Origin of the sequence: Agromyces italicus DSM 16388 (assembly GCF_000421545.1) — a bacterium.
GTDB classification, from domain to species: domain Bacteria; phylum Actinomycetota; class Actinomycetes; order Actinomycetales; family Microbacteriaceae; genus Agromyces; species Agromyces italicus.
Window position 1 is genome coordinate 157,718 of record NZ_ATXF01000007.1, and the last position, 23,040, is coordinate 180,757.

The window sequence follows — 23,040 nt, forward strand, 5'->3', positions numbered from 1 at the left end:
CGTCGCTCCGGGTGGCGCCGGGTCGACCCGGCCGGCTCAGCCCCGGTCGACGGCGCGGCCGTCGTGGAGCTCGATCACGCGATCGGCCCGGCTCACGAGTGCCGCGTCGTGGGTGGTCACGACGGCGGCGACGCCCTGCGCGTGCACGAGGTCGCCGATGAGATCCATCACGGTCGTCGCCGTGCCGCTGTCGAGCTGCCCGGTGGGCTCGTCGGCGAGGAGCAGCTGCGGGCGCGCGGCCAGCGCCCGCGCGATGCCGACGCGCTGCTGCTGTCCGCCGGACAGTTCGTACGGACGCTGGGCCGAGTGGCCGCCGAGCCCCACGAGCTCGAGCGCCTCGGCGACGCGTGCGGAACGCTCCGCGGGCGGCGTGCGCTGGAGCCGGAGCGGGACCTCGACGTTCTCGGCCGCCGACAGCACGGGGATCAGCCCGAACGACTGGAAGATGTAGCCGACCCGGTCGCGGCGCACGGCGGCGAGGGCCTCCTCGCCGAGCTTCGGCAGTTCGTCGTCGCCGAGGAAGACCGTGCCCGAGCTCGGGCGGTCGAGGCCCCCGAGCAGGTTCAGCAGCGTCGTCTTGCCGGCGCCCGAGCGGCCGGTGACGACGACGAGTTCACCGGGGTGCACCTCGAGCGAGACCCCGTCGACCGCGTGGACGCCGCCGCCGCGGCCCTCGAAGACCCGGCTGACGGATTCTGCGCGGAGCGCACTCATCGTTCCTCCTCGGTTCGATCGGATGCCTCGGCGCCGGCGGCGTGCCGCGCCCGTCGCGGGGGCGTCGCGGACGACGGGGGCGTCGCGGCATCCGGTCGCCGTTCATGACCGGGCCAGACGCCGACGTGATCACTCTCGAGCGCGAGCCGCACGCGGTCTCTCAGCTCGAGGCTGTGCATGAAGTCCTGCGGCAGTTGCAGGCGCCCGACGCGGTCGAGCACCGCGAACTCCTCGGCGACGTGCTGCTCCTCGCCGTGCTCGTCGACGCGCGTCGAGCGCAGCACCTCGGTCGAGGTGCGGCCGTCGCGGATCTGCACGGTTCGCCGCACATGGCCGGACACGGCCGGGTCGTGGGTGACGATGAGCGTCGTCACGCCGAGCTCGTCGTTGACGCTCCGCATCGCCTCGAGCACCGCCGACGACATGGCCTCGTCGAGCTCGCCGGTCGGCTCGTCGGCGAGGAGCACGAGCGGGTCGTTCGCGAGCGCCACGGCGATCGCGACGCGCTGCTGCTGGCCGCCCGAGAGTTCGGCGGGCCGCCGGTCGCGCTCGGCGCCGACCTCGAGCAACCCGAGCAGCTCGTCGACGCGGCGGGCGCGTTCGGCGCCGCGTCGCGTGCGCGCCACGTTCATCGCGAGCGCGACGTTCTCGGCCGCGGTGAGGTACGGCAGCAGGTTGCGCGACGTCTGCTGCCAGACGAACCCGACCGTGCGCCGGCGGTAGGCGACCCGCTCGCGCGAGCCCATCGTGAGCAGGTCGTGGCCCGCGACCCGGGCGACACCCGCCGTGGCGGTGTCGAGCCCCGAGAGGATCGTCAGCAGGGTCGACTTGCCCGAGCCCGAGGCGCCGACCACGGCGACCATCTCGCCTGAGTCGACCCGCAGGTTGAGGCCCTGCAGCGCCTGCACCTCGACGCCGTCGGCGGTGAAGATGCGCACGAGGTCGGTGCACAGGATGTGCGGTTCCTGGTCGATCGGCATGGGTCAGCCCTCCTCTTCCTTGCGCATGGCGCGCGCCGCGCTCGCTTCGCCGCCGACGCGCGACGCCAGCAGCACGGCGAGCCCGGTGACGAGCATCGAGCCCGCGAGCACCCCGCCGATGAGCCACGGGTCGAAGACGACCCCGGGCTGCTGGTCCGCGCCGGTGAAGGCGCGGAGGTCGATGCCCTGCAACACCACGAACGGCAGCACCACGCCGAGCAGTGCGCCGGCGACGAGCGCCACGATCACGACCGGGCCGACCTCCCACGCGACGAGTGCGCGCTCGCCGCGACGGCGCAGCCCGAGCGTCGTGAGCAGCGGGAGGAGGCGTTCGCGCGCCGGGCGCCCGACCACGAGGGTGAGCACGATCGCGAGCGCCGTGAGCAGGCTCGAGAGCACGATGGCGCCGACGAGGAAGACCACGAGCCCCTGGGTGACCGACGTCGAGGCGAGATCGTCTCGCAGCATCGTCGGCGTGGTCACGGTGGCGCCCTCACCGGCGATCTCACCGAGCGAGGCGGTCACGGCCGCGGCATCGGCTCCGGGTTCGAAGCGCACGAGCACGCGGTCGGGAACGAAGGTCCCGACGAAGCCGTCGGCGTTGGCACGGTCCATGAGCACCCAGCTCGTCCGCGGCCAGAACGCCGTGCGGCCGTCGACGACGCCGAGCGTCTCGAACGCATCACGGTCGAGCTCGACGTCCTCGGCACCCTCGATCGAATCGGCGATGACCTTCGAGATGACCACCGGCACGGCGTCGCCGCCCGTCTCCGAGAGCCCCTCGGGCAACGGCGTCGCCCCCGAACGGCCGGCCTGCACGGCGCGCATCTCCTCGGAATCGACGACGACGAGCGTCGTCGTGCGCAGACGCCCGTCGATGCCGACCTGGATCGAGTCGGTCGCGTACACCGGGGCGATCGCCTCGACCCCGGGCACGGCGGCGAACGCCTCCTGCTGCTCGAGCGTGAACGGAACGCCCGCCACCGCGGCATCGGCGCCGACGCGGGCGTCGGCCGCGTGGTCGACGCCGGCCTGCACCGTGCCGAGCAGCACTGCCGAGAACATCGCGACCGAGACGCCCACGACCACGGTGAGCACGGGTACGACGCCGGCTGAGGGATCACGCAGCGCGCGCGCCGAACCGAGGAAGGCCACGAGACCCCGCCCGCGGGATGCGGCCCGCACGGTCGCGGCGAGCGGCAGCGGATAGAGGCGCAGCACGACGAGGCAGGTGAGCACTGCGAGGAGGAGCGGCACCGCGGCGAGCAGGGGATCGACGCCGACCTCGCCCGCCGAGGTCGCGAGGCCGCGCCGGAGGAGCAGCACCACCGCGGCCACGGCGACGATCGCGACGAGGGCCTCGAGGATCCATCTGATTCGTCCGCCTCCGCGCGTCGCGAAGTCGGCACGGGCGCGGCGGAGCGGGCTCAGTGCGGGTGCGGAGCTCACGAGGAGCAGCGCCGGGGTCAGGGCGAAGAGCGCCGCGATCACGAGGCCGGCCGCGCCGCCGTCGGCGGGGACGGCGAGCGTGCCGAGCAGGGCGCCGAGCACGGCGGCGGGCACGCCGACGACGGCGCCTTCGACGGCGAGGATGCCACGGAGCTGGCCCATCGACGCCCCGCGGGCCGCGGCGAGCTCGAGCCCTTGCCTGCGCCGCTCGAACACGACGCGGGCACCGAGCACGAGCACCGAGACCATCACACCGATGGGGCCCGAGGCGACGGTCGCGAGCACGGTGTCGCTGGCCCCGGCCGCGGTCGCCGCCGTCGTGAGGGCGTCGCCGAGCCCGCTCGAGAATCCGATCACCCCGATGGTCCTGTAGTAGTACACCCAATCGCCTGAACCGACCGGGTACCCCACGCTCGCGAACTCGTCGAGGTCGGCGCGGAGCTCGGCCGAGCGATCGGCGCGGATGCGGTCGTCGGCGACCGGGAACCACAGCTCGAGCGTGGTCGGCAGCTGCGAGCGTTCGAGCGCCGCCCACGAGTTCGGGTGCGCGAAGCCGAGCCCGGTGATGCGCAGGGTGCCGTCGGCGGTGAAGGCGACCGAGGGTTCGAGCGGCACCGGCAGATGCGTCCAGAAGCCGTCGTCGGGGTCCTTCGCGTCGAAGGTGCCGACGAGCACGACGCGCTGCGTTTCGGCGCCGAGCGGGATGCTGCGTTCCTGGCTGATCTCCCAGTCCATCTCACGGGCGAACGGCTCGGAGGCTACGAACTCGAGCGGCTTCGCACTGGGGGCGGGCGCGGGCGGCGCCTCGGGCATCGGCAGCGAGCCGGGTTCGCCCTCGGGCTCGGCCGGCGGGGGCGGCGCCTCGAGCGCAGTCGGCCAGGTGCCCGCCGTCAGTTCGATGTGCTCGTCGAGTCGGGGGTCGAAACCCGCGTAGAAGACGTAGTCGGTGGAGCCGGGCCCGGCGCCGTCGGGCTTGGCCGAGTTGGGGCCGGCGATGACGGCCTGCAACGGATCGTCGCTCACCCGCGCGAGTTCGTCGGGCATCTGCTCGCGGATCGCGAGCAGGCGCTCCTCCTGTCCGCCCCACACGGCGTCGACGTCGTCGGCGAGGGTCGTGCCGCCGCTCGAGGGGCCGAGCTCCGGGAGCGTCGAGCGGTTCGCCGACAGGAGGTCGAGCTCGCGCGCCGGAAAGCCGGCGAGGTGCTCGGCCAGGGCCGCGGTGTGCATCGCCGCGACGGCACGGGGGAGCGCCGTGGCGAGGAACGCGCCGGCCGCGACGAGCAGGGCGAGCATGACGGAGGCGAACGGCGCGGCGAAGAACTGCCGGTGGAAGAGGCCGACGGGAGTCAGCGCCGAGTGGTGCCGCGCGCTCATCGCTCCTCCTCCCTGAGGCCGGGCCTGCTCGCCGTCCGGCGCACCGCTCGGGCCGCCGACGCGGCGACGAGCCCGGCGAGCAGCGCGAAGGCCGCCAGCCCCGTGAGCCAGGGCCAGAGCTCGACCCCGAGCGTCGCCTCGAGCGAGGCGGGGGCATCGCCGATCGCCGCCCGGGCGAGCTCGCGGGCGGTCAGCCATGCGGTCGCCGCGCCGATCACGGCACCCATCACGATCGCGGCGAGCACGGTCGCGGCGAGTTCGGCGAATCGGGCGCGTGCCTGCACGCGCGGGCCGACGCCGAGCACGCGCAGCACGACGATCTCGCCGAAGCGGCTGCCGGCGAGGGCGCTCGCGAGCGCCGTGAGCGCGATGAGGGCGAACAGCAGGGCGCCGGCCGCGGCGAGCCAGAACGTCGTGATCGCCGGGCTGATGAGCTGCGCCGACGAGGCGTCCGCCCGGGTCGTCGAGACCGTCGCGGTGCGCTGGCCTCGATCGATCGACTCCGCAGTCGCCATGGGATCGCTCGATGCGAGCCAGCGTTCGCCGAACTGCGGTACGCCGCCTCCGGCGTCGAAGGCGGCGCGTTCGAGCGCACCGAGATCAGCGAGGATCGCGTTGTCGCCCGCAGTGGGCACGGCCCGGACGACCCCCACTACGACGGCGTCGATCTCAGCACCGCCCGACATGATCCGGAAGTCCACGGCCTCGCCGACCTCCGCCGAGATGCGGGTCGCGAGCTCGGCGGCGAGCACGACCTCCAGGGGCTCGGCACCCGACGCGAGGGGCGCCCGTGCCTCGGGGTCGCTCGCGGACAGCTCGACGGTCTCGAACGCGCCGGCGAGCTCTCGCGACGGGGTCTCGCCGTCGACCGCGACGCCGCCGAACGAGACCTGCACCCCACGGGCGCCGGGGGAGTCGACGAGCCCGGCCGAGAGGCCGAGGAGGCGGAGGCCCGTGGCATCCGGCAGTTCGAGTTCTGCGATGCCTCCCCCCGCGGCGATGCCGATCGAGCCGGCGGGCAGCCTGATCGCGGCGCCGTCGGACGTGAGGAGCCAGACCGAGACGCCGACCTCGCCCGGCGTGCCTCCGGGTGAGCGCACACCGACCTCGATCTCCAGCGTCGTGGCGCCTTCGGGCAGCGGCACCGCGGCCGCCTCCGCCGAGGGCGCCAGTTCGTCGGCCGCGGCCGCGAGTCCGGTGCCGGGGGCGAACGCCTCGAAGCCGCTCGCGGGTGCCGCGACGAGCGTCGCGGCGTCGGAGCCCAGCCGGACCTCGCCGCGGAACACCGGACCGTCGGCCACGACGCCCGGGACCTCGGCGAAGAGTTCGCCCGTCGCGAGCGGATCGGCGCCGCGCACGACGTCGCGGCCCGGAAACGAGACCCGGACCTCACCGCCGGTCGCGAGGGCCGAGGCCTCACGATCGACGGACTGCCAGGCGCTCGCGAACACCGCGGAGAGGGTGAGGCCTGCGACCGCGAGCATCGTGACGAGCGAGGCCGAGGCGAATAGGGATCCGCGCCGGGCGAGCTGCCGCATCGGCAGGGCGGGGATGAGGGCCGGTCTCGCGGCCGCCAGGCGTTCGAAGAGCACGCCGATCGGTCGTGCGAGGCCGAGCGCGAGGAGCGAGAGCGCGAGCAGGACGAGCACCGGGGCGAGCACCGCGAGCGGATCGACCTCGACTGCGCCCGTGGTGCCGGTCACGAGGGGCGAGCCGTACAGCCTGAACTGCCACAGCGAGATCACGGCGGCGACCACGATCAGCACGACGCCGCCCGCGACCGCGGCTCGCGGCATCCGCCCGTGTTCGTCGCCCGACCCGCGCTGCACCGGCCGGCGCGCGTCGGTGAACGCCCGGCCGGCGACGAGCAGCACCGCGATCGCGACGCTCGCCGCCGTGACCAGCCAGGCGATCGACGGGTCGCGCGCCTCGCCGGGGCGGAGGAGTGCGAGCAGCAGGAGCGCGGAGAACGTGCCGACCGCGGCGGCGGGGATGCCTACCGCGAGCACCTCGAGCCCCGTGTCGCGGGCCAGGCGCGTCGCCGACGCCCCGCGAGCCCGGAGGAGGAGCGACTCACCGCGACGGGCGGCTCCGAGGAGCGCGGCGAGGCGGGCGAGAGTGGCGACGCCCGCGATGGCGAGCAGCAGCACCGGAACGGGGGCGAGTGCCCGTACCGCACCGAGACCGGCCAGGAGCCGGGTGAGGGTGCCGTGGAGGCCGCCCGAGGCGGCGAGACCGCTGGAGCCGAGGTCGTCCTGGTTGCGGAGAGCGGGCTCGACGTCGGGCAGGGCCGCACGCAGCGCGGTCGCCTCCTCGGGCGTCGTGGTGGGGTCGACGATCGCCGTCCACCGCACGACCGCCGCCGACGGCGACGCGATGACGGTGTCCTCGTCGACGAGGAAGGGCCCCGCGGCCCCGTCGGCGAGTCCGGTCGCCACGACCGCCTCGCCGAACCAGATGGGATCGGTCGGGTCGACGGGCTCCCAGATGCCGACGACGAGCAGGGTCGGGCCGTCGTCGACGGTGACGAGCGAGCCCGGCTCGAGACCGAGCGTCGTCGCAGCGGTCGCATTCACCGCGGTCGGCACCGCGCCCAGCGCGCCGGCATCGTGCATCGACGAACCGGCACCGGGCCAGTCGCCGGCGAGCAGTTCGGCTCGCTCCGCGACGGCGGGGTCGGCCCACAGCGCGGCCTCGAACGGTTCGCCGCCAGCGATCGCCGGGGTCGGCAGAGCCAGTGTGCTCCGCTGCCAGCTCGCGCCGTGCGGCACGATCATGCGGTCGAGCACGGCGGCGGCCGCCGCCGACTGCGCGGCGGCCTCGTTCGCGAGGCGGATCTGCCAGCGTGCGGCGCCCGCGACACCGGTCGCGGACTCGAGGCCCGAGCGCAGTCCGCTCGTCGCGGCCCCGGCGAGGGTGTCGAGCGCGGCGGTGCCGATGCCCGAGAGCAGCAGCACGACGGCCGCGATGCCGCTGAGCACGCCGAGACGGGCGTTCGCGCGGGCGAGCGCCGTCCGTGCACTTCCCACGCGGGCTCCTCATCGATCGGGGCGGCACGCGGGGCGGTGCAGGGCCGGCGTGCGGTCGCCTCGATGCGGCGGCGGCACGCGAACCCGCGTGGCGACGAATTCGCACACTCTACTCCGGATCAGGGCCTTGCATACCAGCGCGTGCACCCCATATTCTGAAGGGCTGGCCGCCGCGTCCCTACGCGAGCGGCCTCGAGGGTATCGAAGACGATGACGCAGGAGGACACCATGCAGACAGACATCAACGCCCGCCAGGTCGCGGTCGATGGCGCTGCCCGCCGTACGTCCCCGGTCGTGCCGTCCGTGGGGTAGCGCACCCCGACAGCCCCGCAGGCGCTCAGCCTGCACGTTGCGCGGCCGTGTCGCGCCCGACGCCTCCGCGTCGACATTCTCCGTTCGTTCTCCGCCGTTCCGCGTCGCGTCGCGACCCCGATCGGCCACTCCTCCGAGAGGAATCCGGCTTTGTCCGACACCGTCCAGCCGCAGCAGCCCGCTGCGACCGAACCTCCCCCGCACGAGCAGCTCGGGGCGCTCCGCGCGCTCTGGCGCCTGCGCGAATACGCGGGGCCGGCGATGCCGGCGTTCGCCGGGAGCATGGCCGCGGCGCTCGTCGCGCAACTCATCGCGCTGACGATCCCGCAGGTCCTCCAGCAGATCGTCGACGGCCCGCTCGCCGACGGCGATGCCTCGGCGGTCGTGCCGCTGGCGATGCTCGTCTTCGGCCTCGGCGCCGCCGAGGCGCTCCTCTACGCGCTGCGGCGCTGGCTCGTCGTCGGCCCCGGCACGAAGGTCGAGGCGCGCATGCGCAACGCGCTCTACGCGAAGCTGCAAGACCTGCCGGTGAGCTTCCACGACCGCTGGCCGAGCGGCCAGCTGCTCTCGCGCGCGGTGAGCGACCTCGGCCTCATTCGCCGCTGGCTGTCATTCGGGCTCGTGCTCACCGGGGCGAACCTCGTGATCATCGTCGTCGGCGTCGGCATCCTCATGTCGATGAACTGGATGCTCGGGCTCATCTTCCTCGTCTGCTCGCTCCCGCTGTGGTGGGCTGGCTGGCGGTTCGAGGGGCGCTACTCCGAGAAGTCGCGGCTCAGCCAGGACCAGCAGGGCGACCTCGCCACCGCGGTCGAGGAGTCGGTCCACGGCATCCGCGTGCTGAAGGCGTTCGGCCGGGGCAAGCACGCCCTCTCGAGCTTCCGCGCGCAGGCCGAGTCGCTGCGCCGCACCGAGATCGAGAAGGCGCGCCTCGACGCGAACATCTGGGTCTGGATCATGGTGGTGCCGACGGTGGCGCTCGCGCTGTGCCTCGTGGTCGGCATCTGGCTGGCCGCGAACGGACAGCTCACGGTGGGCGAGCTCGTCGCGTTCTTCGCGACGGCGGCGGTGCTGGCGTGGCCGATCGAGTCGATCGGCTTCATGCTCGCCTTCGCGCTCGACGCGCGCACCGCGACCGATCGCTTCTTCGACATCCTCGACAGCGAGAACACCATCGTCGACCCGGCCGAGCCGCGGCACGACGAGCGGCCGCGCGGCGAGCTCGCGTTCTCGAACGTGCACTTCCGCTACCAGGATTCGCCCGATCGCTTCGGCGACCTGCTCGACGGCGTCGACCTCGTGGTCGAGCCGGGCGAGACGATGGCGCTCGTCGGGCTCACCGGCTCGGGCAAGACGACCATGACGGCCCTCACCACACGTCTCTACGATGTCACGGGCGGATCGGTCGAGCTCGACGGCGTCGACGTGCGGGCCTTCACCCGAGATGAGCTGCGCCGACACATCGCGATGGCCTTCGAGGATGCGACCCTGTTCAGCGCCTCCGTGCGCGAGAACGTGCTGCTCGGCCGGCCCGAGCTCACCGGCGATGCGGCCACCGACCCCGCGGTCGCGGCCGAGGCCGAGCGGGTGCTCGACGAGGCGCTGCGCATCGCGCAGGCGGGTTTCGCCTACGACTTGCCCGAGGGCGTCGACACGAAGGTCGGCGAAGAGGGCATGAGCCTCTCGGGCGGCCAGCGGCAGCGGCTCGCACTCGCCCGTGCGGTCGCGGCCAAGCCCGCGGTGCTCGTGCTCGACGACCCGCTCTCGGCGCTCGACGTCGCGACCGAGGCACGGGTGGAGGCCGAGCTCCGCTCGGTACTCGCCGACACCACCGCGCTCATCGTGGCGCACCGCCCGTCGACGGTCATGCTCGCCGACCGGGTGGCGCTGCTCGAGGCGGGCCGCGTGACGGCGGTCGGCACCCATTCCGAACTGCTCCGCGAGAGCGAGCACTACCGATTCGTCATCTCGAGCTTCGAGGACGACGAGCGTCGCGGTGTCGAGACGCGTCCGGGTCTCGAGACGCGTCCTCCTTCGTCGGGCGCTCCTCGACCAGCAGGTCTCGAGCGAGAGGAGGCGGCATCATGAGCGTCACCGGTGTGCAGGGAGAAGAGCGCAACGACTACTCGAAGGCGGAGTCGCGGCACATCAGGGCCCGTTCACGGCGCCTGCTGGGCTCGCTCCTGAGACCCCAGCAGGGCAAGCTCTGGCTGACCGCGGCCGCGGTCGTCGTCTCGTCGGCCGCGCAGGTCGCCGGCCCCGTGATCATCGCGTACGGGATCGACCAGGGCATCCCCGCGCTCATGGAGCAGGACTGGATGCCTGCGGCCTTCGCCGGACTCGCGTACCTGCTCACCGGGCTCGTGGGCGCGTTCCTCATCTCCGTCTACATCAGGATGTCGGCGCGGATCAGCCAGGCCGTGCTCATCGACCTGCGGACCCGGGTGTTCCTGCACACGCAGAAGCTCTCGCTCGAGTTCCACGAGTCGTACACCTCGGGCCGCATCATCTCGCGGCAGACGAGCGACCTCGACGCCATCCGCGAGCTGATGGACGAGGGGCTCACGATGCTCGTGCGCGGCCTCATGTACATGGTGTTCACCGCGATCGCGCTCCTGTTGCTCGACTGGCAGTCGGGGCTCGTGCTGCTCGTCGCGCTGATCCCCCTCGGCATCCTGACCCGCTGGTTCCAGGTGCGCTCGCAGGCGCTGTTCCGGCGCTCGCGGGTGGCGTCGGCGAAGCTCATCGTGCAGTTCGTCGAGACGATGACCGGCATCCGCGCGGTGCAGGCGTTCCGCAAGGAGCGCCGCAACGAGCAGGAGTTCGGCGGCCTCGTCGAGGACTACCGCGATGTCAACGCGAAGGTGCTGGGCCTCTTCGCAGTGTTCAACCCGGGCCTCGCGCTCATCGGCAACGCGGCGGTCGCGGTGACGATCGTGCTCGGCGGGTTCCGGGTCATCGACGGCACGCTCGGGGTCGGCGTGCTCCTCGCGGCGGTGCTCTTCACGAAGCGCTTCTTCGACCCGATGGAGGACCTGGCGATGTTCTACAACGGGTACCAGTCTGCCTCCTCCGCGCTCGAGAAGATCTCGGGCGTGCTCGAGGAGGAGCCGAGCGTGCCCGACCCGGCGAAGCCGGTCGACCTCTGGAACGCGGAGGGCCGGGTGCGTTTCGACGGCGTCGAGTTCGCGTACACGCAGGGCCGGGTCATCCTGCCCCGCTTCGACCTCGACGTGCCGGCGGGCCAGACGATCGCCCTCGTCGGGTCGACGGGCGCGGGCAAGTCGACGCTCGCGAAGCTCATCGCGCGCTTCTACGACCCGAGCGAGGGCGTGGTGTCGCTCGACGGCGTCGCGCTCAGCGACCTGCACCCGAAGGACCTGCGGCGCGCGATCGTCATGGTCACGCAGGAGGCGTACCTCTTCTCGGGCTCGGTCGCCGACAACATCGCGCTCGGCAAGCCCGACGCGAGCTTCGACGAGATCGTGCGGGCGGCGCAGGCCGTCGGCGCGCACGAGTTCATCGAGGGGCTGCCGAACGGCTACGACACCGACGTGAACAAGCGCGGCGGCCGGGTGAGCGCGGGCCAGCGACAGCTGATCTCGTTCGCCCGTGCCTTCCTCGCGAACCCCGCGGTGCTCATCCTCGACGAGGCGACGAGCTCGCTCGACATCCCGAGCGAGCGACTCGTGCAGGAGGGGCTGACGAAGCTCCTCGCCGACCGCACCGCGGTGATCATCGCGCACCGCCTCTCGACGGTCGCGATCGCCGACCGGGTGCTCGTCATGGAGCACGGCCGCATCGTCGAGGACGGCGCGCCCGCCGAGCTCATCGGCGGCACCGGCCGCTTCGCCGCGCTGCACGCGGCCTGGCGGGACTCGCTGGTGTGAGCGGCTCGCGCGCAGCGCGCCGCGACCACGGCAGACGGATGCCTCGCGCCCCACTCGGGCACGGGGCATCCGTCGTCGTGGGCCGACGTCTCAGCGCGGCGCGACCACCACGGGGGCGACCGCGCTCCCGTCGAATCCGGTCGTGGCCCGGATCGTGTAGGCCCCCATCCCGGGGCTCACGACGAGGTCGCCCACGCCGAGCGGCGGCAGCGGGTGGTCTCGCGCGACGAGGTCGCGAGGGTCGTTCGCCGGACCCACGAGGGTCGTCGGCACCCGGTGCCGGGTGAGGAGCCGACGGGTCGCGCGATCGGTCGCGCCGTCGGGGAGCGGCTGGCTGCCGAGCTCCTCTGCGGCGATGATCGGGCGGCGGCCGTCGTGTCGCATGGCAGGGAGGAACTCGTGCACCTCGCAGTCGAGGGCGAGCCATCGGCCGTCGGAGCGGTCGGCGCCGGCGACGACGCGCGCGACGAGGGTCATCGCGGGTGCGGCGACGAACCGGCCGGGGGCGATCACCAGCCGCAGGTGCGCGGGCGCGCCCGCGAGTGCGGCCCTGATGCGTGCGGCGACCCCGAGGAACGCGGCGGCCGGGTCGTCGGCGAGGGGGAGCCCGCCGCCGAGGTCGAGCATCTCGAAACGCGTGCCGTGCCGGCGCTCGAGCGAGCGGATGAGCGCGAGCGTACCGCGGATCGCGCGCTCCCAGACCGCCGGGTCGCGCTGCCGGTCGCCGAGGTGGAAGGTGAAGCCCGCGACCCGGAGTCCGACCCGTCGGCAGTGCGCCACGAGTGCGGGCGCCTGCTCGGTGGAGACACCCGACCCGGACTCCCCGCCGGGGAACGCGAGTCGCACGAGCACGGCGACGTCGCGGGGGAGTCCCGCGAACTTGGCGACCTCCGAACGGGCATCGACGACGAAGGTCCGGATGCCCCGGAGGTAGGCGCTCGTGAGGTCGTCGACGCGTTTGACGGGGGCGACGTGCACGACGTGCCTGAGCGGCACGCCCTCGCGCTCGAGCAGCGTGATCTCGCCTCGCGAGGCGACGTCGAAGCCCGCGCCGAAGGCGTGCACCGCTCGTATCGCGGCGGGGTGCGGGAGCGCGCCGAGCGCGAAGTGGAGGTGCACGCCGGGCAGCTCGCGCCGCAGGGCGAGCAGTCGCGTCGCGATCCGATCGGTGTCGAGCACCAGGAGCGGGCTGCCGTGCGCTTCGACGAGCTCGGCGATCCGCATCCTGGCGGCGTCGGCGGCGACTTCGCGGCGGATGAGCTCGCGGCGGGGCGGGAGCTCGGGGGCGGGCAGGGCGCTGCGACGTCGAGGCCCGGAGCGCCGGTTGCGCTCGAGCGTGGGAGTGGGAGTGGGGGTGGGGGTTGCGCCGAACATGTGACCGATACTCGCCGAGTCGCTCGCCGTCCGGATCAGGAACGACCACGGATCCGACTGGGTGCACACCCTGAACCCTCGTCGGCACGCACGTCGCGCGGGCAGTATGCCACGTCGAAGGGCTGCCCGGATCCGGGCACCCCCTGAACCGGGGGAGCGGCGCGAGTGCCGAACGCGATACGCTCACGACAGGCGGGGGCGACCGGTTCGGTCGCCTGTGCCCGTTTCACGGCTCGAATCGAATCGGTTCGGCGCCCCGGCGGAAGAGGTGTGCATGGACGAGACGTCTCGACCGTTGCGCGTCGCCATCGCCGACGACGCGCTCCTCCTCCGCGAGGGCATCGCGAAGGTGCTCGAGGGCGGCGGGCTCGAGGTCGTCGCCTCGGTCGGCACCGGTGAGGAGCTCGTCGAGGTCGTGCGCGCCGGGGGCGTCGACGCGGCCGTACTCGACATCCGCATGCCGCCGAGCTATCGCGACGAGGGCATCCTCGCGCTCGAGTCGCTTCGCGCGAGCGGGTCGACGATCGGCGTGCTGCTGCTCTCGATGTACGCGACGCCCGAATACGCCCTGCGCGTGATGGGCGCCGGCAGCGGCACCGGGTACCTCTTGAAAGAGCGGGTCTCCGAACCGCAGACCCTCGTGCGCGCCGTCGAGACGGTCGCGTCGGGCGGCTCGGTCGTCGACCCCGAGGTCGTCGAGCAGCTCGTGCAGCGCACCCGCGCCGACGACCCGCTGTCACGGCTCACCGAGCGCGAGCGATCGGTGCTCGAGCTCATGGCCCAGGGCTATTCCAACGGCGGCATCGCCCAGACCCTCTTCCTCGGCCTGAAGACGGTCGAGACCCATGTCCGCTCGATTCTCCAGAAGCTCGACCTCGAGGAGTCGCCCGAGCACCATCGGCGGGTGCTCGCGGTGCTGACGCTCCTCGGCGCGAGGTGATGGCGCCCGGCCGACGCGGCCGGATCATCAGACGAACGATCACCATCGCGTCGGTCGTCGCGCTGAGCCTCGCGATGGAAGTCGCCGGGTTCCTCGCGGCCGCCGAGTCCGAGCGCCCCGAGGTGAGTTACGTCACCCTGCATGCGATCGTGCCGCTCGTCTTCGCGGCCTGCGCGGGCGTCGCCTGGGCGATCGGGCCCTCGCGCGTGCCGGCGCGGCTCATGGTGCTCTTCCCGGTCGTGTGGATCCCGCTCACCTTCCTCCGGGTCATCGAAGACCTGGGCTGGCTCTGGCCGTTGCTCTACGGCGTTCACCTCTGGTGGGGCCTGCTCACGGGCATCCTCGTGCTGCTCTACCCCCGCGGCGACTTCGGCGACCGTCTGGCCAGGGTGCTCGGCGCGATCGCGCTCGCGGCCTCGGTCACCTACCTGCTCGGCACCGTGCTGCTCGCCGAACCGCCCGCCGCGCTCTGCGACTGTGCGCCGAACCCCTACCGCATCATCGACGCCCCCGTCGTCTCCGGCGTCATCGACATCGGCTATCGCCTCATCGGCGTCGTCCTCGCGCTCGTCATCGCCGTGCGCTTCCTCGTGCGCTGGATCCGCGGCAGCGTGCCCGCCCGGACGGTGGCCTTCCTCATGCCGCTGGCGCTGCTGGCCTGGGCGACGACCCTCGCCGCGCAGGCGGTCACCTACGCGGCCAACGCGACCGCCCCGCTGGTGCTCGCGACCGTCTCGCTCGTGGCGATCGCCTCCATCCCGGTGAGCTTCGTCGCCGGCATCTCGCACACCCGGAACATGCGTGCCCGCGTCGCCGACCTGATGCGCATCACCCGTGAGGGAGCCGATCGCGGCCTCTGGGCCGAGTCGCTCGCGCGCACCCTCCGGGACGCCTCGGTGCGGGTCTACTGGTGGGACGAGGAACGGGGCCGGTACGCGGATGCCTCGGGCGATCCCATCGAGCACGATCCCGCCGACCGCCACGGCGACCACAGCCTGCTGCCGGTGGCCTCGCCGACGGGCATGCCGATCGCGCTCATCCGGCACGACCGGGTGCTCACCGACAACATGCGCCTGCTCGACGGCGTGTCGAGCGCGCTCCGGCTCTCGGTCGACAACGGGCGCCTGCGCTCCGAGATCGAGCGCACCCTCGAGCAGGTGCGCCAGTCGCGCGCGCGCATCGTCGAGGCCGGCGACGAGGCACGACGCCGCATCGAACGCGACCTGCACGACGGGGCGCAGCAGCATCTCGTCTCGCTCGGCATGCGGCTGCGGCTCGCCGCGAACCAGGCGCGCGACCGCGGGATCGAACCGCTCGGCGTCGAGCTCGACGGCAACATCGCGATGCTGAACGACGCGCTGAAGGAGTTGCGCGAACTCGCACACGGCATCCACCCCTCGCTGCTCTCCTCGGGCGGGCTCGCGCTCGCCGTGCCCGAGCTCGCGGGTCGCTGCCCGGTGCCGTTCGAGATCGACGTGCAGGCGGAGGGGCGGCTGCCCGAGGTGATCGAGTCGACGGCGTACTTCGTCGTCGCCGAGGCGCTCGCGAATGTCGCCAAGCACGCGCAGGCGACTCGGGGCTGGGTGCGCGCGCACCTCGCTGACGGCGTGCTCGAAGTCGTCGTGCGCGACAACGGCGTCGGCGGCGCGGCGCTTCACGGCAGCGGCATGCTCGGCATCTCCGACCGGGTCGACGCCGTCGGCGGTGAGCTCGCGATCGAGAGCCCCGTCGGCGCCGGCACGACGATCACCGTGCGCATCCCGGTCCCCCTCCCCATGCCCTGACCGCCCCCGCCCCGCACCCGCACCCGCCCCGGCCCCCGCCCCGGGTTCACAGGACAGTTTCGGGTTTACAGGACGTCGAATCGATGCAGCTGTCCTGCGAAGGCGGGATTGTCCTGTAAACCCTCTGACGGGCGACGGGCGACGGGCGACGGGCGAGGGGTGGGGCGAGGGGGAGGGGGCGTGGGGGCACGAGGGCTCAGGGGCGCCAGCGCGCGGCGGCGAGGTCGACGCGGTAGCCGTCGTCGCCGGCCGACGGCCGCAGCGGAGTGCCCTCGAGTTCGTAGTGCGCGCGGGCGCGCTCGGCGTGCCCCGCAGGCGGGTGCCCGTCCGCCCGGATGACGCGCCACCACGGGGCATCCGCACCGTACCTCGCCATGACCTGGCCGACGGCGCGCGCCCCGCGGGAGCCGAGTATCGCCGCCACGTCGCCATACGTGGCGACCGAGCCGGCCGGGATGTCGGCCACGACGGCGAGCACTGCGTCGACGAACCCTTCGACGGGCTCAGGACGGCGCCCGGCCGGCTGCTCGCGAAGTGCGCGGGCCACGGTCTCAGAGCTCGAGAGCGCCGATCACATCGCCGTAGGCGGTCTCGCCGACATCGACGAAGCCGACGCGGTGGAAGAACTTCTCGGGGCCTTCGCTGCCCGGCTCCCACAGCACGGTGATGCGGTCGAAGCCGCGACGCTTCGCCTCTTCGGCGAGCGCCTTGGCGAGGAAGCGGCCGACGCCCTTGCCCTGCACATCGGCGTCGACGTTGATGCGCCAGATGCAGGCGCGGAACTCCTCGTGCGGGTTCTCGGGGTCGAAGTTGCCGTGGATGAAGCCGACGACCTTGTCGCCCTGGAGGGCGACGCGCTGCCACGCGGTCTCGGGATTCACGACCGAGGCCTCGGCCGAGTAGGTGACCGGTGCGATGAACTGCTCCTGGCCGGGCTTCAGCGAGAGCGTGTTCGCCGCCACGATGTTGGATGCGGACAGATCTTCCAGTCTCAGCTCAGCCATAGCGCCAAGGCTAACCCGACAACCGCGAGTCGAGGTAGCGGGGATGTCCCTGAGTCGACCCCGAGTGGCCGACCTCGCCGCCGCGGCGTGCCGACGAGGCATCCGTTTGTCTCGATGTCGAGATATTCTGCCGACGCGGTAAGCTGGCAGACGGCGTGTCCGCCCACGAGACTTCCTCAAATTCCCCGAGAGATCCAAGGAGAACTCAACTTGTCCAAGATCAAGGTTGAAGGCACCGTCGTCGAGCTCGACGGCGACGAGATGACCCGCATCATCTGGCAGGCCATCAAAGACCAGCTGATCCACCCGTACCTCGATGTGAACCTCGAGTACTACGACCTCTCGATCCAGAAGCGCGACGAGACCGACGACCAGATCACCGTCGACGCGGCGCACGCCATCCAGAAGCACGGCGTCGGTGTCAAGTGCGCGACGATCACCCCCGACGAGGCCCGCGTCGAGGAGTTCGGCCTGAAGAAGATGTGGCGTTCGCCCAACGGCACGATCCGCAACATCCTCGGCGGCGTCATCTTCCGCGAGCCGATCATCATCTCGAACATCCCGCGTCTCGTGCCAGGCTGGAACAAGCCGATCATCGTCGGCCGCCACGCCTTCGGCGACCAGTACCGCGCCACCGACTTCCGCTTCGAGGGCGAGGGCACCCTCACGATGACCTTCACCCCGAAGGACGGCTCGGAGCCGCAGCAGTTCGAGGTCTTCCAGTCGCCCGGCTCGGGCGTCGCGATGGGCATGTACAACCTCGACGAGTCGATCAAGGACTTCGCGCGCGCCTCGCTGAACTACGGCCTCTCGCGCAACTACCCCGTCTACCTCTCGACGAAGAACACGATCCTGAAGGCGTACGACGGACGCTTCAAGGACCTCTTCCAGGAGGTCTTCGACACCGAGTTCAAGCAGAAGTTCGACGAGGCCGGCCTCACGTACGAGCACCGCCTGATCGACGACATGGTCGCCGCTTCGCTGAAGTGGGAGGGCGGCTACGTCTGGGCCTGCAAGAACTACGACGGCGACGTGCAGTCCGACACCGTCGCGCAGGGCTTCGGCTCGCTCGGCCTCATGACGAGCGTGCTCGCGACGCCCGACGGCAAGGTCGTCGAGGCCGAGGCGGCGCACGGCACGGTCACGCGTCACTACCGCCAGCACCAGCAGGGCAAGCCCACCTCGACGAACCCGATCGCCTCGATCTACGCCTGGACGCGCGGCCTCGCGCACCGCGGCAAGCTCGACGGCAACCAGGAGCTCATCGACTTCGCGCACACCCTCGAAGACGTCGTCATCAAGACCGTCGAGTCGGGCGCGATGACGAAGGACCTCGCGGCCCTCGTCGGCCCCGAGCAGGGGTACCAGACGACCGAGGAGTTCCTGAACTCCATCGACGCGAACCTCAAGGCGCGTCTCGGCGCATAGCCGACACGCCTCGACACGGGGTCGGATGCCACCGGCATCCGACCCCTTCGTGTCTCCCCCTCAACCGTGTTTCTCAGGAGCACACCCCCGGGATTCTGCGTTTCTCAGGAGAACCCGACCCGATTCGGCCATCCCGGCCGAGATTCCTCCTGAGAAACTGTGGGCACGGGAGGATGGGCGCATGGGACGTGTTCTGAAGCTCGCCCGCAGGTACTGGGTCGTCAGCCTGACGCTCGCCATCGGCCTGCTCGGCATCGTGCTCGCGCTCACCGGAGCGGGGGTCGCCGTGCCCTGGATCTTCAGCGGCTACGCGCTCGTCATCGCCGCGTGGCAGGCCGTCGGCATGGTCCGCGACATCCTTCGCGGACACTGGGGCCTCGACATCCTGGCGATCACCGCGATCGTCGCGACGGTGCTCGTCGGCGAGTACATCGCCGCGCTCCTCGTCGTACTGATGCTGACGGGTGGCGCCGCGCTCGAGGACTACGCGAACCGGCGCGCCAAGCGCGAACTCGACTCGCTGCTCACGCGTTCGCCGCAGCTGGCCCACCGCCTCGACGGCGACGACCTCGTCGACGTGCACGTCGACGAGGTCAGGCCGGGCGATCGGCTGCTCGTGCGGCCGAGCGAGATCGTGCCCGTCGACGGCGAACTGCATTCGGCCGAGGCCGCATTCGACGAGTCGTCGCTCACCGGCGAGAGCGTGCCGGTCGAGAAGCAGCGCGGCGACGCCGTGCTGAGCGGATCGGTCAACGGGCAGGCGGCGATCGAGATCGTCGCCACGGCGACCGCCGCCGACAGCCAGTACCAGCAGATCGTCGCACTCGTCGCGCAGGCCGCGGAGTCGAAGGCGCCCGTCGTTCGGCTCGCCGATCGCTACGCCGTGCCCTTCACGGTGTTCTCGCTCGCGCTCGCGGGCGTCGCATGGTGGGTCTCGGGCGACCCGGTGCGCTTCGCGGAGGTGCTCGTGCTCGCGACGCCGTGCCCGCTGCTGATCGCTGCGCCCGTCGCCTTCATCGGCGGAATGAGCCGGGCCGCGCGCAACGGCGTGATCGTGAAGGGCGGGGGAGTGCTCGAACTGCTCGCCCGGGCGAAGACCGCGGTGTTCGACAAGACCGGCACCCTCACGCACGGTGAGCCGCGGCTCGTCGCGATCAGACCGGAGACCGGCTTCTCCGATGACGAACTGCTCGGCCTCGTCGCCTCGGCCGAGCAGTACTCGTCGCACGTGCTCGCAGCATCGATGATCGAGGCCGCGAAGGCGAAGCGGCTGCCCCTGGGCGAGGCCGAATGGGCGCGCGAGGCCGCGACGAACGGCGTCACCGCGAAGATCGGCGGGCGCGAGGTGGTCGTCGGCAAGTTCGCCTTCGTGGCATCCGTGGCGCCCGAGGCCGAGCGCACCGCGATCGCGCCGGGCGAACTCGCCGTCTACGTCGCCGTCGACGGGCGCTACGCCGGGGCGCTGCTCGCGAGCGATCGGCTGCGCGAGAACGCGAAGGCGACGCTCGAGCGCCTGGGCGAGCTCGGCGTGCACGACACGATGATCCTCACGGGCGATGCGAAGGCCACCGCCGATCACATCGCGGCCGAGCTCGGGATCACCCGGGTCATGGCCGACTGTCTGCCCGGCGACAAGGTTCGCGAGGTCGCCGCGGTCACCGCGCGCCCGGTGATCATGGTCGGCGACGGCGTCAACGACGCCCCGGTGCTCGCGGCCGCCGACGTCGGCATCGCGATGGGGGCGAAGGGGGCGACGGCGGCGAGCGAGTCGGCCTCGGCGGTGATCCTGGTCGACGACATCTCGCGGACGGCGAAGGCCGTCGAGATCGGACGCGACACCGTGCGCATCGCATTGCAGAGCATCTGGATCGGGATCCTCGTGAGCGTGGGACTCATGGTGATCGCCGCATTCGGTGTGATCCCGGCGACGGTCGGCGCACTGCTCCAGGAGGTGGTCGACCTCATCGCGATCCTGGCGGCGCTTCGCGCCATCGGAGGACGGCTCGACGCCCGGCGTGCGGCCGGCGTCGTGGCATCCGATTCGCACGTCGTCGCGGCGTAGATCACGAATCGATAACGCGGGCGCGAAATCGTGTCGCGCACTTGCATCTGGTTTGTTCGTAAGGTTTACTAACAAACGTGACTGCAACGGATGCGCAGCGAGGCCCGGTCACCACGGAGCCGACGCCCCCCACTTCGGTGGCGCATTCCGACCTGCTCACGGTACCGTTCGCCGGTGCCCCGATCTTCACCAGATCGCGCGCGCTCCGGCCCACGGGCAAGGTGCTTCCCGAGCATGCTCGCAGCCACAATCGTGCCCTCGTGCTCCAGACGCTCTACAGCTCGGGCGCGCGGAGCCGCGCCGACGTCTCGCGTGAGACCGGCCTCACGCGCGTCACGATCTCCGACCTCGTCGCCGACCTCATCGCCGAGGGGCTCGTCGTCGAACTCGGTCAGCGCGAAGCCGCCCGGCCCGGCAAGCCCGCCACCCTCATCGACGTCGCCCGCGACGCGTTCCAGATCATCGGCCTCGACCTCTCCGAGCACGAGGTGTTCCGCGGAGCCGTCACCGCCCTCGACGGCACCATCGCCGAGCGCATCGAACTCGCCCGCGGCGGTGCGACCGGCGAGGCGGCCGCCCTGCTCGTCGAGCAGCTCGTCGATCGGCTGCTCGCGCTCGCCACGATCCCCGTGCTCGGCATCGGCGTCGGTTCGCCGGGCGTCGTCGACCCGCTCGGCGTCGTGCGCTCGGCGCCGAACCTCGGCTGGGTCGACCTGCCGCTTCAGGCCCGGCTCGCCGCCCGCACCGAGCTCCCCGTGCACGTCGCGAACGACGCGAACGTCGCGATCCTCGCCGAACACGGCGAGACCGCGCCGGGCGAGCTGCTGCTCATCAAAGTCGGGCACGGTGTCGGCGCCGGCCTCATCGTCGGAGGCCGTCCCGTCATCGGCGGCGGATTCGCCGCCGGCGAGATCGGCCACGTCGTCGTCGGCACCGACGGCGGCCCGCGCTGCGCGTGCGGCAAAGACGGATGCCTCGAAGCCTGGGTCGCCGAGCCCCGCCTCACGGCGCAGCTCGCGGCCGTCGGCGCCTCACGCGGTTCGAGCGTCGGGGCCGGTGACGGCGACACCGATGCCGCTGCCGCCGCCGCGCGCGACGAGATCCTGCGCGAAGCCGGCCGTCGGCTCGGTATCGTGCTCGCGCCGGTCGTCGGCGCCCTCAATCTGACGGAGGTCGTGCTCAGCGGCCCCGCCGATCTGCTCGACGGCGCCTTCCACGAGGCGACCGTCGACACACTCCGGCAGCGGACGATGGCGGAACTCAACCGTGATCTGAGGCTCCGGATGTCCGAGCAGGCGGAGGACATCGTCCTCCGCGGCGCGGCCGTCATGGTCCTCTCCGGACAACTCGGAGTCTCGTGAGGGACTCCAGGCACCAAGGGTGACAGCGAACCCCCGCTGTTTCCCCACCCCCATGAAAGGAAACGACAAATGAGGAAACTCGGCATTGTGGCGCTCGGCGCCGCTGCTGCCCTGACCCTCGCCGGTTGCAGCACCGGTGGTGGGAACGAGTCGGCCGACGGTGGCGACATCACCGTCTGGGTCGTCGGAAGCGACACCCCTGAGGACGCGCGCGCCTACCTCAAGGACACCTTCGAGGCTGAGAACGACGGTTGGACCCTCACGGTCGAGGAGAAGACCTGGGCCGACGTGAGCGACACCTATGCAGCTGCGCTCCAGTCGAACGACTCGCCCGACGTGGTCGAGGTCGGCAACACCCAGACGGCGAGCTTCGCCGACCAGGGCCTGTTCCTCCCGCTCGACGACTTCGCGACCGACGACTACCTGCCCGGTCTCGTCGAGTCGGCGACCTACGACGGCGAGCTCTACGCCGCGCCGTACTACGCCGGTGGCCGCATCGTGTTCTACAGCGAGCAGATCCTCGGCGACACCCCCGTGCCGACCACGCTCGACGAGTACGTCGCCACGGGCAAGGAGCGCCGCACCGACACCGTCTCGGGCATCTGGGCTCCGGGCCGCGACTGGTACAACGCGCTTCCCTACGTCTGGGCGCACGGCGGATTCATCGCCGAGCAGGACGGCGAGGAGTGGAAGGCCGGCTTCTCGAGCGAAGGCGGCGTCGCGGGGCTTACCCAGCTCCAGGACGTCTACCTCAACGCCTCGAACGCGGCGAAGGACGGCGACGAGACCGACCCGCAGGTTCCGTTCTGCGCCGGTGAAGACGTCTTCCTCTCGGCGCCCGCGTGGGTGCAGTGGTCGATCACCGCGCCGGCCGATGCCGAGGCCCCCGGCTGCCCCGACACCTACGGCTCGGACCTGAAGGCGTTCGCGCTGCCGGGCCTCGAGGCCGGCGAGACCGCGCCGATCTTCGCGGGCGGCTCGAACGTCGCCGTCGCGACGAAGAGCGCGAACCCCGAGCAGGCTCGCGCCGCGCTCGACATCATGGCCAGCGCCGGCTACCAGGACCTCCTGGCCGCCGGTGGCCTGACCCCGGGCCTCACCGCTTCGGCGGCGAACCTGCCCGACACCGAGATCGCGAAGGCCCAGGCCGTCGCCCTCGCCAACTCGAAGGTGACCCCGACCACCCCGAAGTGGGCCGAGGTCGAGGCTGCGCAGATCATCCAGGAGGCGCTCGTGAAGATCGCCCAGGGTGGCGACGTGGCGGCTATCGCGGCCGACCTCGACGCGCAGATCGAGGAGATCCTCAACAGCTAGCCTGTTGAGCCCCGGCGGGGGCGGA

At 72.1% G+C, this 23,040-nt stretch carries 15 protein-coding genes; 8 read left to right on the plus strand and 7 right to left on the minus strand.

The window, feature by feature from the left end; all coding sequences use genetic code 11:
* Nucleotides 1–36: 36 nt before the first annotated feature.
* The 4 genes from H516_RS0111170 to H516_RS0111185 are packed head-to-tail and all read right to left on the minus strand — an operon-like array spanning nucleotide 37 to nucleotide 7,546.
* Nucleotides 37–714 (minus strand): ABC transporter ATP-binding protein, encoded by a 678-nt coding sequence (locus H516_RS0111170; protein WP_022889798.1) that lies wholly within the window; start codon nucleotides 712–714, stop codon nucleotides 37–39.
* Nucleotides 711–1,694 carry an ABC transporter ATP-binding protein gene (locus H516_RS19710; RefSeq protein ID WP_022889799.1) on the minus strand — a complete coding sequence of 328 codons (984 nt, stop codon included), beginning with the start codon at nucleotides 1,692–1,694 and terminating at the stop codon, nucleotides 711–713. The genes H516_RS0111170 and H516_RS19710 overlap by 4 nt, the downstream gene beginning before the upstream one ends.
* Before the next feature lie 3 nt (nucleotides 1,695–1,697).
* Entirely contained in the window at nucleotides 1,698–4,517 is a 2,820-nt protein-coding gene (locus H516_RS19715) for an FtsX-like permease family protein (protein ID WP_022889800.1), read from the minus strand.
* Complete coding sequence (locus tag H516_RS0111185) at nucleotides 4,514–7,546, minus strand: FtsX-like permease family protein (RefSeq protein WP_022889801.1); 3,033 nt, start codon at nucleotides 7,544–7,546, stop codon at nucleotides 4,514–4,516. The genes H516_RS19715 and H516_RS0111185 overlap by 4 nt, the downstream gene beginning before the upstream one ends.
* Nucleotides 7,547–8,119: 573 nt before the next feature.
* On the opposite strand from H516_RS0111185, the gene H516_RS19720 reads away from it, so the two are divergent.
* On the plus strand, nucleotides 8,120–9,946 hold the full coding sequence (locus H516_RS19720) for an ABC transporter ATP-binding protein (RefSeq protein ID WP_084620681.1): 1,827 nt from the start codon (nucleotides 8,120–8,122) through the stop codon (nucleotides 9,944–9,946).
* On the plus strand, nucleotides 9,943–11,748 hold the full coding sequence (locus H516_RS0111200) for an ABC transporter ATP-binding protein (RefSeq protein WP_022889804.1): 1,806 nt from the start codon (nucleotides 9,943–9,945) through the stop codon (nucleotides 11,746–11,748). The genes H516_RS19720 and H516_RS0111200 overlap by 4 nt, the downstream gene beginning before the upstream one ends.
* A gap of 90 nt (nucleotides 11,749–11,838) precedes the next feature.
* Here H516_RS0111200 and H516_RS0111205 read toward each other — a convergent pair whose 3' ends face one another.
* Nucleotides 11,839–13,122 carry a type III PLP-dependent enzyme domain-containing protein gene (locus H516_RS0111205; protein WP_157432238.1) on the minus strand — a complete coding sequence of 428 codons (1,284 nt, stop codon included), beginning with the start codon at nucleotides 13,120–13,122 and terminating at the stop codon, nucleotides 11,839–11,841.
* Between the two features lie 274 nt (nucleotides 13,123–13,396).
* Here H516_RS0111205 and H516_RS0111210 point away from each other — a divergent pair, with 274 nt between their 5' ends.
* Together H516_RS0111210 and H516_RS19725 are read left to right on the plus strand one after the other, a co-directional pair.
* Entirely contained in the window at nucleotides 13,397–14,062 is a 666-nt protein-coding gene (locus H516_RS0111210) for a response regulator transcription factor (protein ID WP_022889806.1), read from the plus strand.
* The gene (locus H516_RS19725) at nucleotides 14,062–15,846 is read left to right on the plus strand and encodes a sensor histidine kinase (protein WP_022889807.1); all 1,785 of its coding nucleotides are present in this window, start codon (nucleotides 14,062–14,064) and stop codon (nucleotides 15,844–15,846) included. The genes H516_RS0111210 and H516_RS19725 overlap by 1 nt, the downstream gene beginning before the upstream one ends.
* A gap of 196 nt (nucleotides 15,847–16,042) precedes the next feature.
* Here the strand turns inward: H516_RS19725 and H516_RS0111220 are convergent, their stop codons facing one another.
* Both H516_RS0111220 and H516_RS0111225 read right to left on the minus strand, forming a co-directional pair.
* Complete coding sequence (locus tag H516_RS0111220; protein ID WP_022889808.1) at nucleotides 16,043–16,393, minus strand: MGMT family protein; 351 nt, start codon at nucleotides 16,391–16,393, stop codon at nucleotides 16,043–16,045.
* A 4-nt stretch (nucleotides 16,394–16,397) separates the two neighbouring features.
* Nucleotides 16,398–16,850 (minus strand): GNAT family N-acetyltransferase, encoded by a 453-nt coding sequence (locus tag H516_RS0111225; RefSeq protein ID WP_022889809.1) that lies wholly within the window; start codon nucleotides 16,848–16,850, stop codon nucleotides 16,398–16,400.
* A gap of 210 nt (nucleotides 16,851–17,060) precedes the next feature.
* Between H516_RS0111225 and H516_RS0111230 the strand changes: the two genes are divergently transcribed.
* The 4 genes from H516_RS0111230 to H516_RS0111245 all read left to right on the plus strand — a co-directional run bounded on the left by H516_RS0111230 (nucleotide 17,061) and on the right by H516_RS0111245 (nucleotide 23,015).
* On the plus strand, nucleotides 17,061–18,278 hold the full coding sequence (locus tag H516_RS0111230) for an NADP-dependent isocitrate dehydrogenase (RefSeq protein ID WP_022889810.1): 1,218 nt from the start codon (nucleotides 17,061–17,063) through the stop codon (nucleotides 18,276–18,278).
* A gap of 181 nt (nucleotides 18,279–18,459) precedes the next feature.
* A complete protein-coding gene (locus H516_RS19730; protein ID WP_022889811.1) occupies nucleotides 18,460–20,340 on the plus strand; it encodes a heavy metal translocating P-type ATPase in 1,881 nt (626 codons plus the stop codon).
* A gap of 152 nt (nucleotides 20,341–20,492) precedes the next feature.
* Nucleotides 20,493–21,701: an ROK family transcriptional regulator gene (locus H516_RS0111240; protein WP_425393478.1), complete on the plus strand. Its 1,209-nt coding sequence runs from the start codon at nucleotides 20,493–20,495 to the stop codon at nucleotides 21,699–21,701.
* A 69-nt stretch (nucleotides 21,702–21,770) separates the two neighbouring features.
* Nucleotides 21,771–23,015: an extracellular solute-binding protein gene (locus H516_RS0111245; RefSeq protein ID WP_022889813.1), complete on the plus strand. Its 1,245-nt coding sequence runs from the start codon at nucleotides 21,771–21,773 to the stop codon at nucleotides 23,013–23,015.
* Nucleotides 23,016–23,040 lie beyond the last annotated feature (25 nt).

Coding starts and splice junctions, on each gene's coding strand:
- H516_RS0111210 (WP_022889806.1), top strand. CDS start 13,397: ATGGACGAGACGTCTCGACCGTTGCGCGTCGCCATCGCCGACGACGCG.
- H516_RS0111200 (WP_022889804.1), top strand. CDS start 9,943: ATGAGCGTCACCGGTGTGCAGGGAGAAGAGCGCAACGACTACTCGAAG.
- H516_RS19710 (WP_022889799.1), bottom strand. CDS start 1,694: ATGCCGATCGACCAGGAACCGCACATCCTGTGCACCGACCTCGTGCGC.
- H516_RS0111225 (WP_022889809.1), bottom strand. CDS start 16,850: ATGGCTGAGCTGAGACTGGAAGATCTGTCCGCATCCAACATCGTGGCG.
- H516_RS19730 (WP_022889811.1), top strand. CDS start 18,460: ATGGGACGTGTTCTGAAGCTCGCCCGCAGGTACTGGGTCGTCAGCCTG.
- H516_RS0111245 (WP_022889813.1), top strand. CDS start 21,771: ATGAGGAAACTCGGCATTGTGGCGCTCGGCGCCGCTGCTGCCCTGACC.
- H516_RS0111205 (WP_157432238.1), bottom strand. CDS start 13,122: ATGTTCGGCGCAACCCCCACCCCCACTCCCACTCCCACGCTCGAGCGC.
- H516_RS19720 (WP_084620681.1), top strand. CDS start 8,120: ATGCCGGCGTTCGCCGGGAGCATGGCCGCGGCGCTCGTCGCGCAACTC.
- H516_RS19725 (WP_022889807.1), top strand. CDS start 14,062: ATGGCGCCCGGCCGACGCGGCCGGATCATCAGACGAACGATCACCATC.
- H516_RS19715 (WP_022889800.1), bottom strand. CDS start 4,517: ATGAGCGCGCGGCACCACTCGGCGCTGACTCCCGTCGGCCTCTTCCAC.
- H516_RS0111170 (WP_022889798.1), bottom strand. CDS start 714: ATGAGTGCGCTCCGCGCAGAATCCGTCAGCCGGGTCTTCGAGGGCCGC.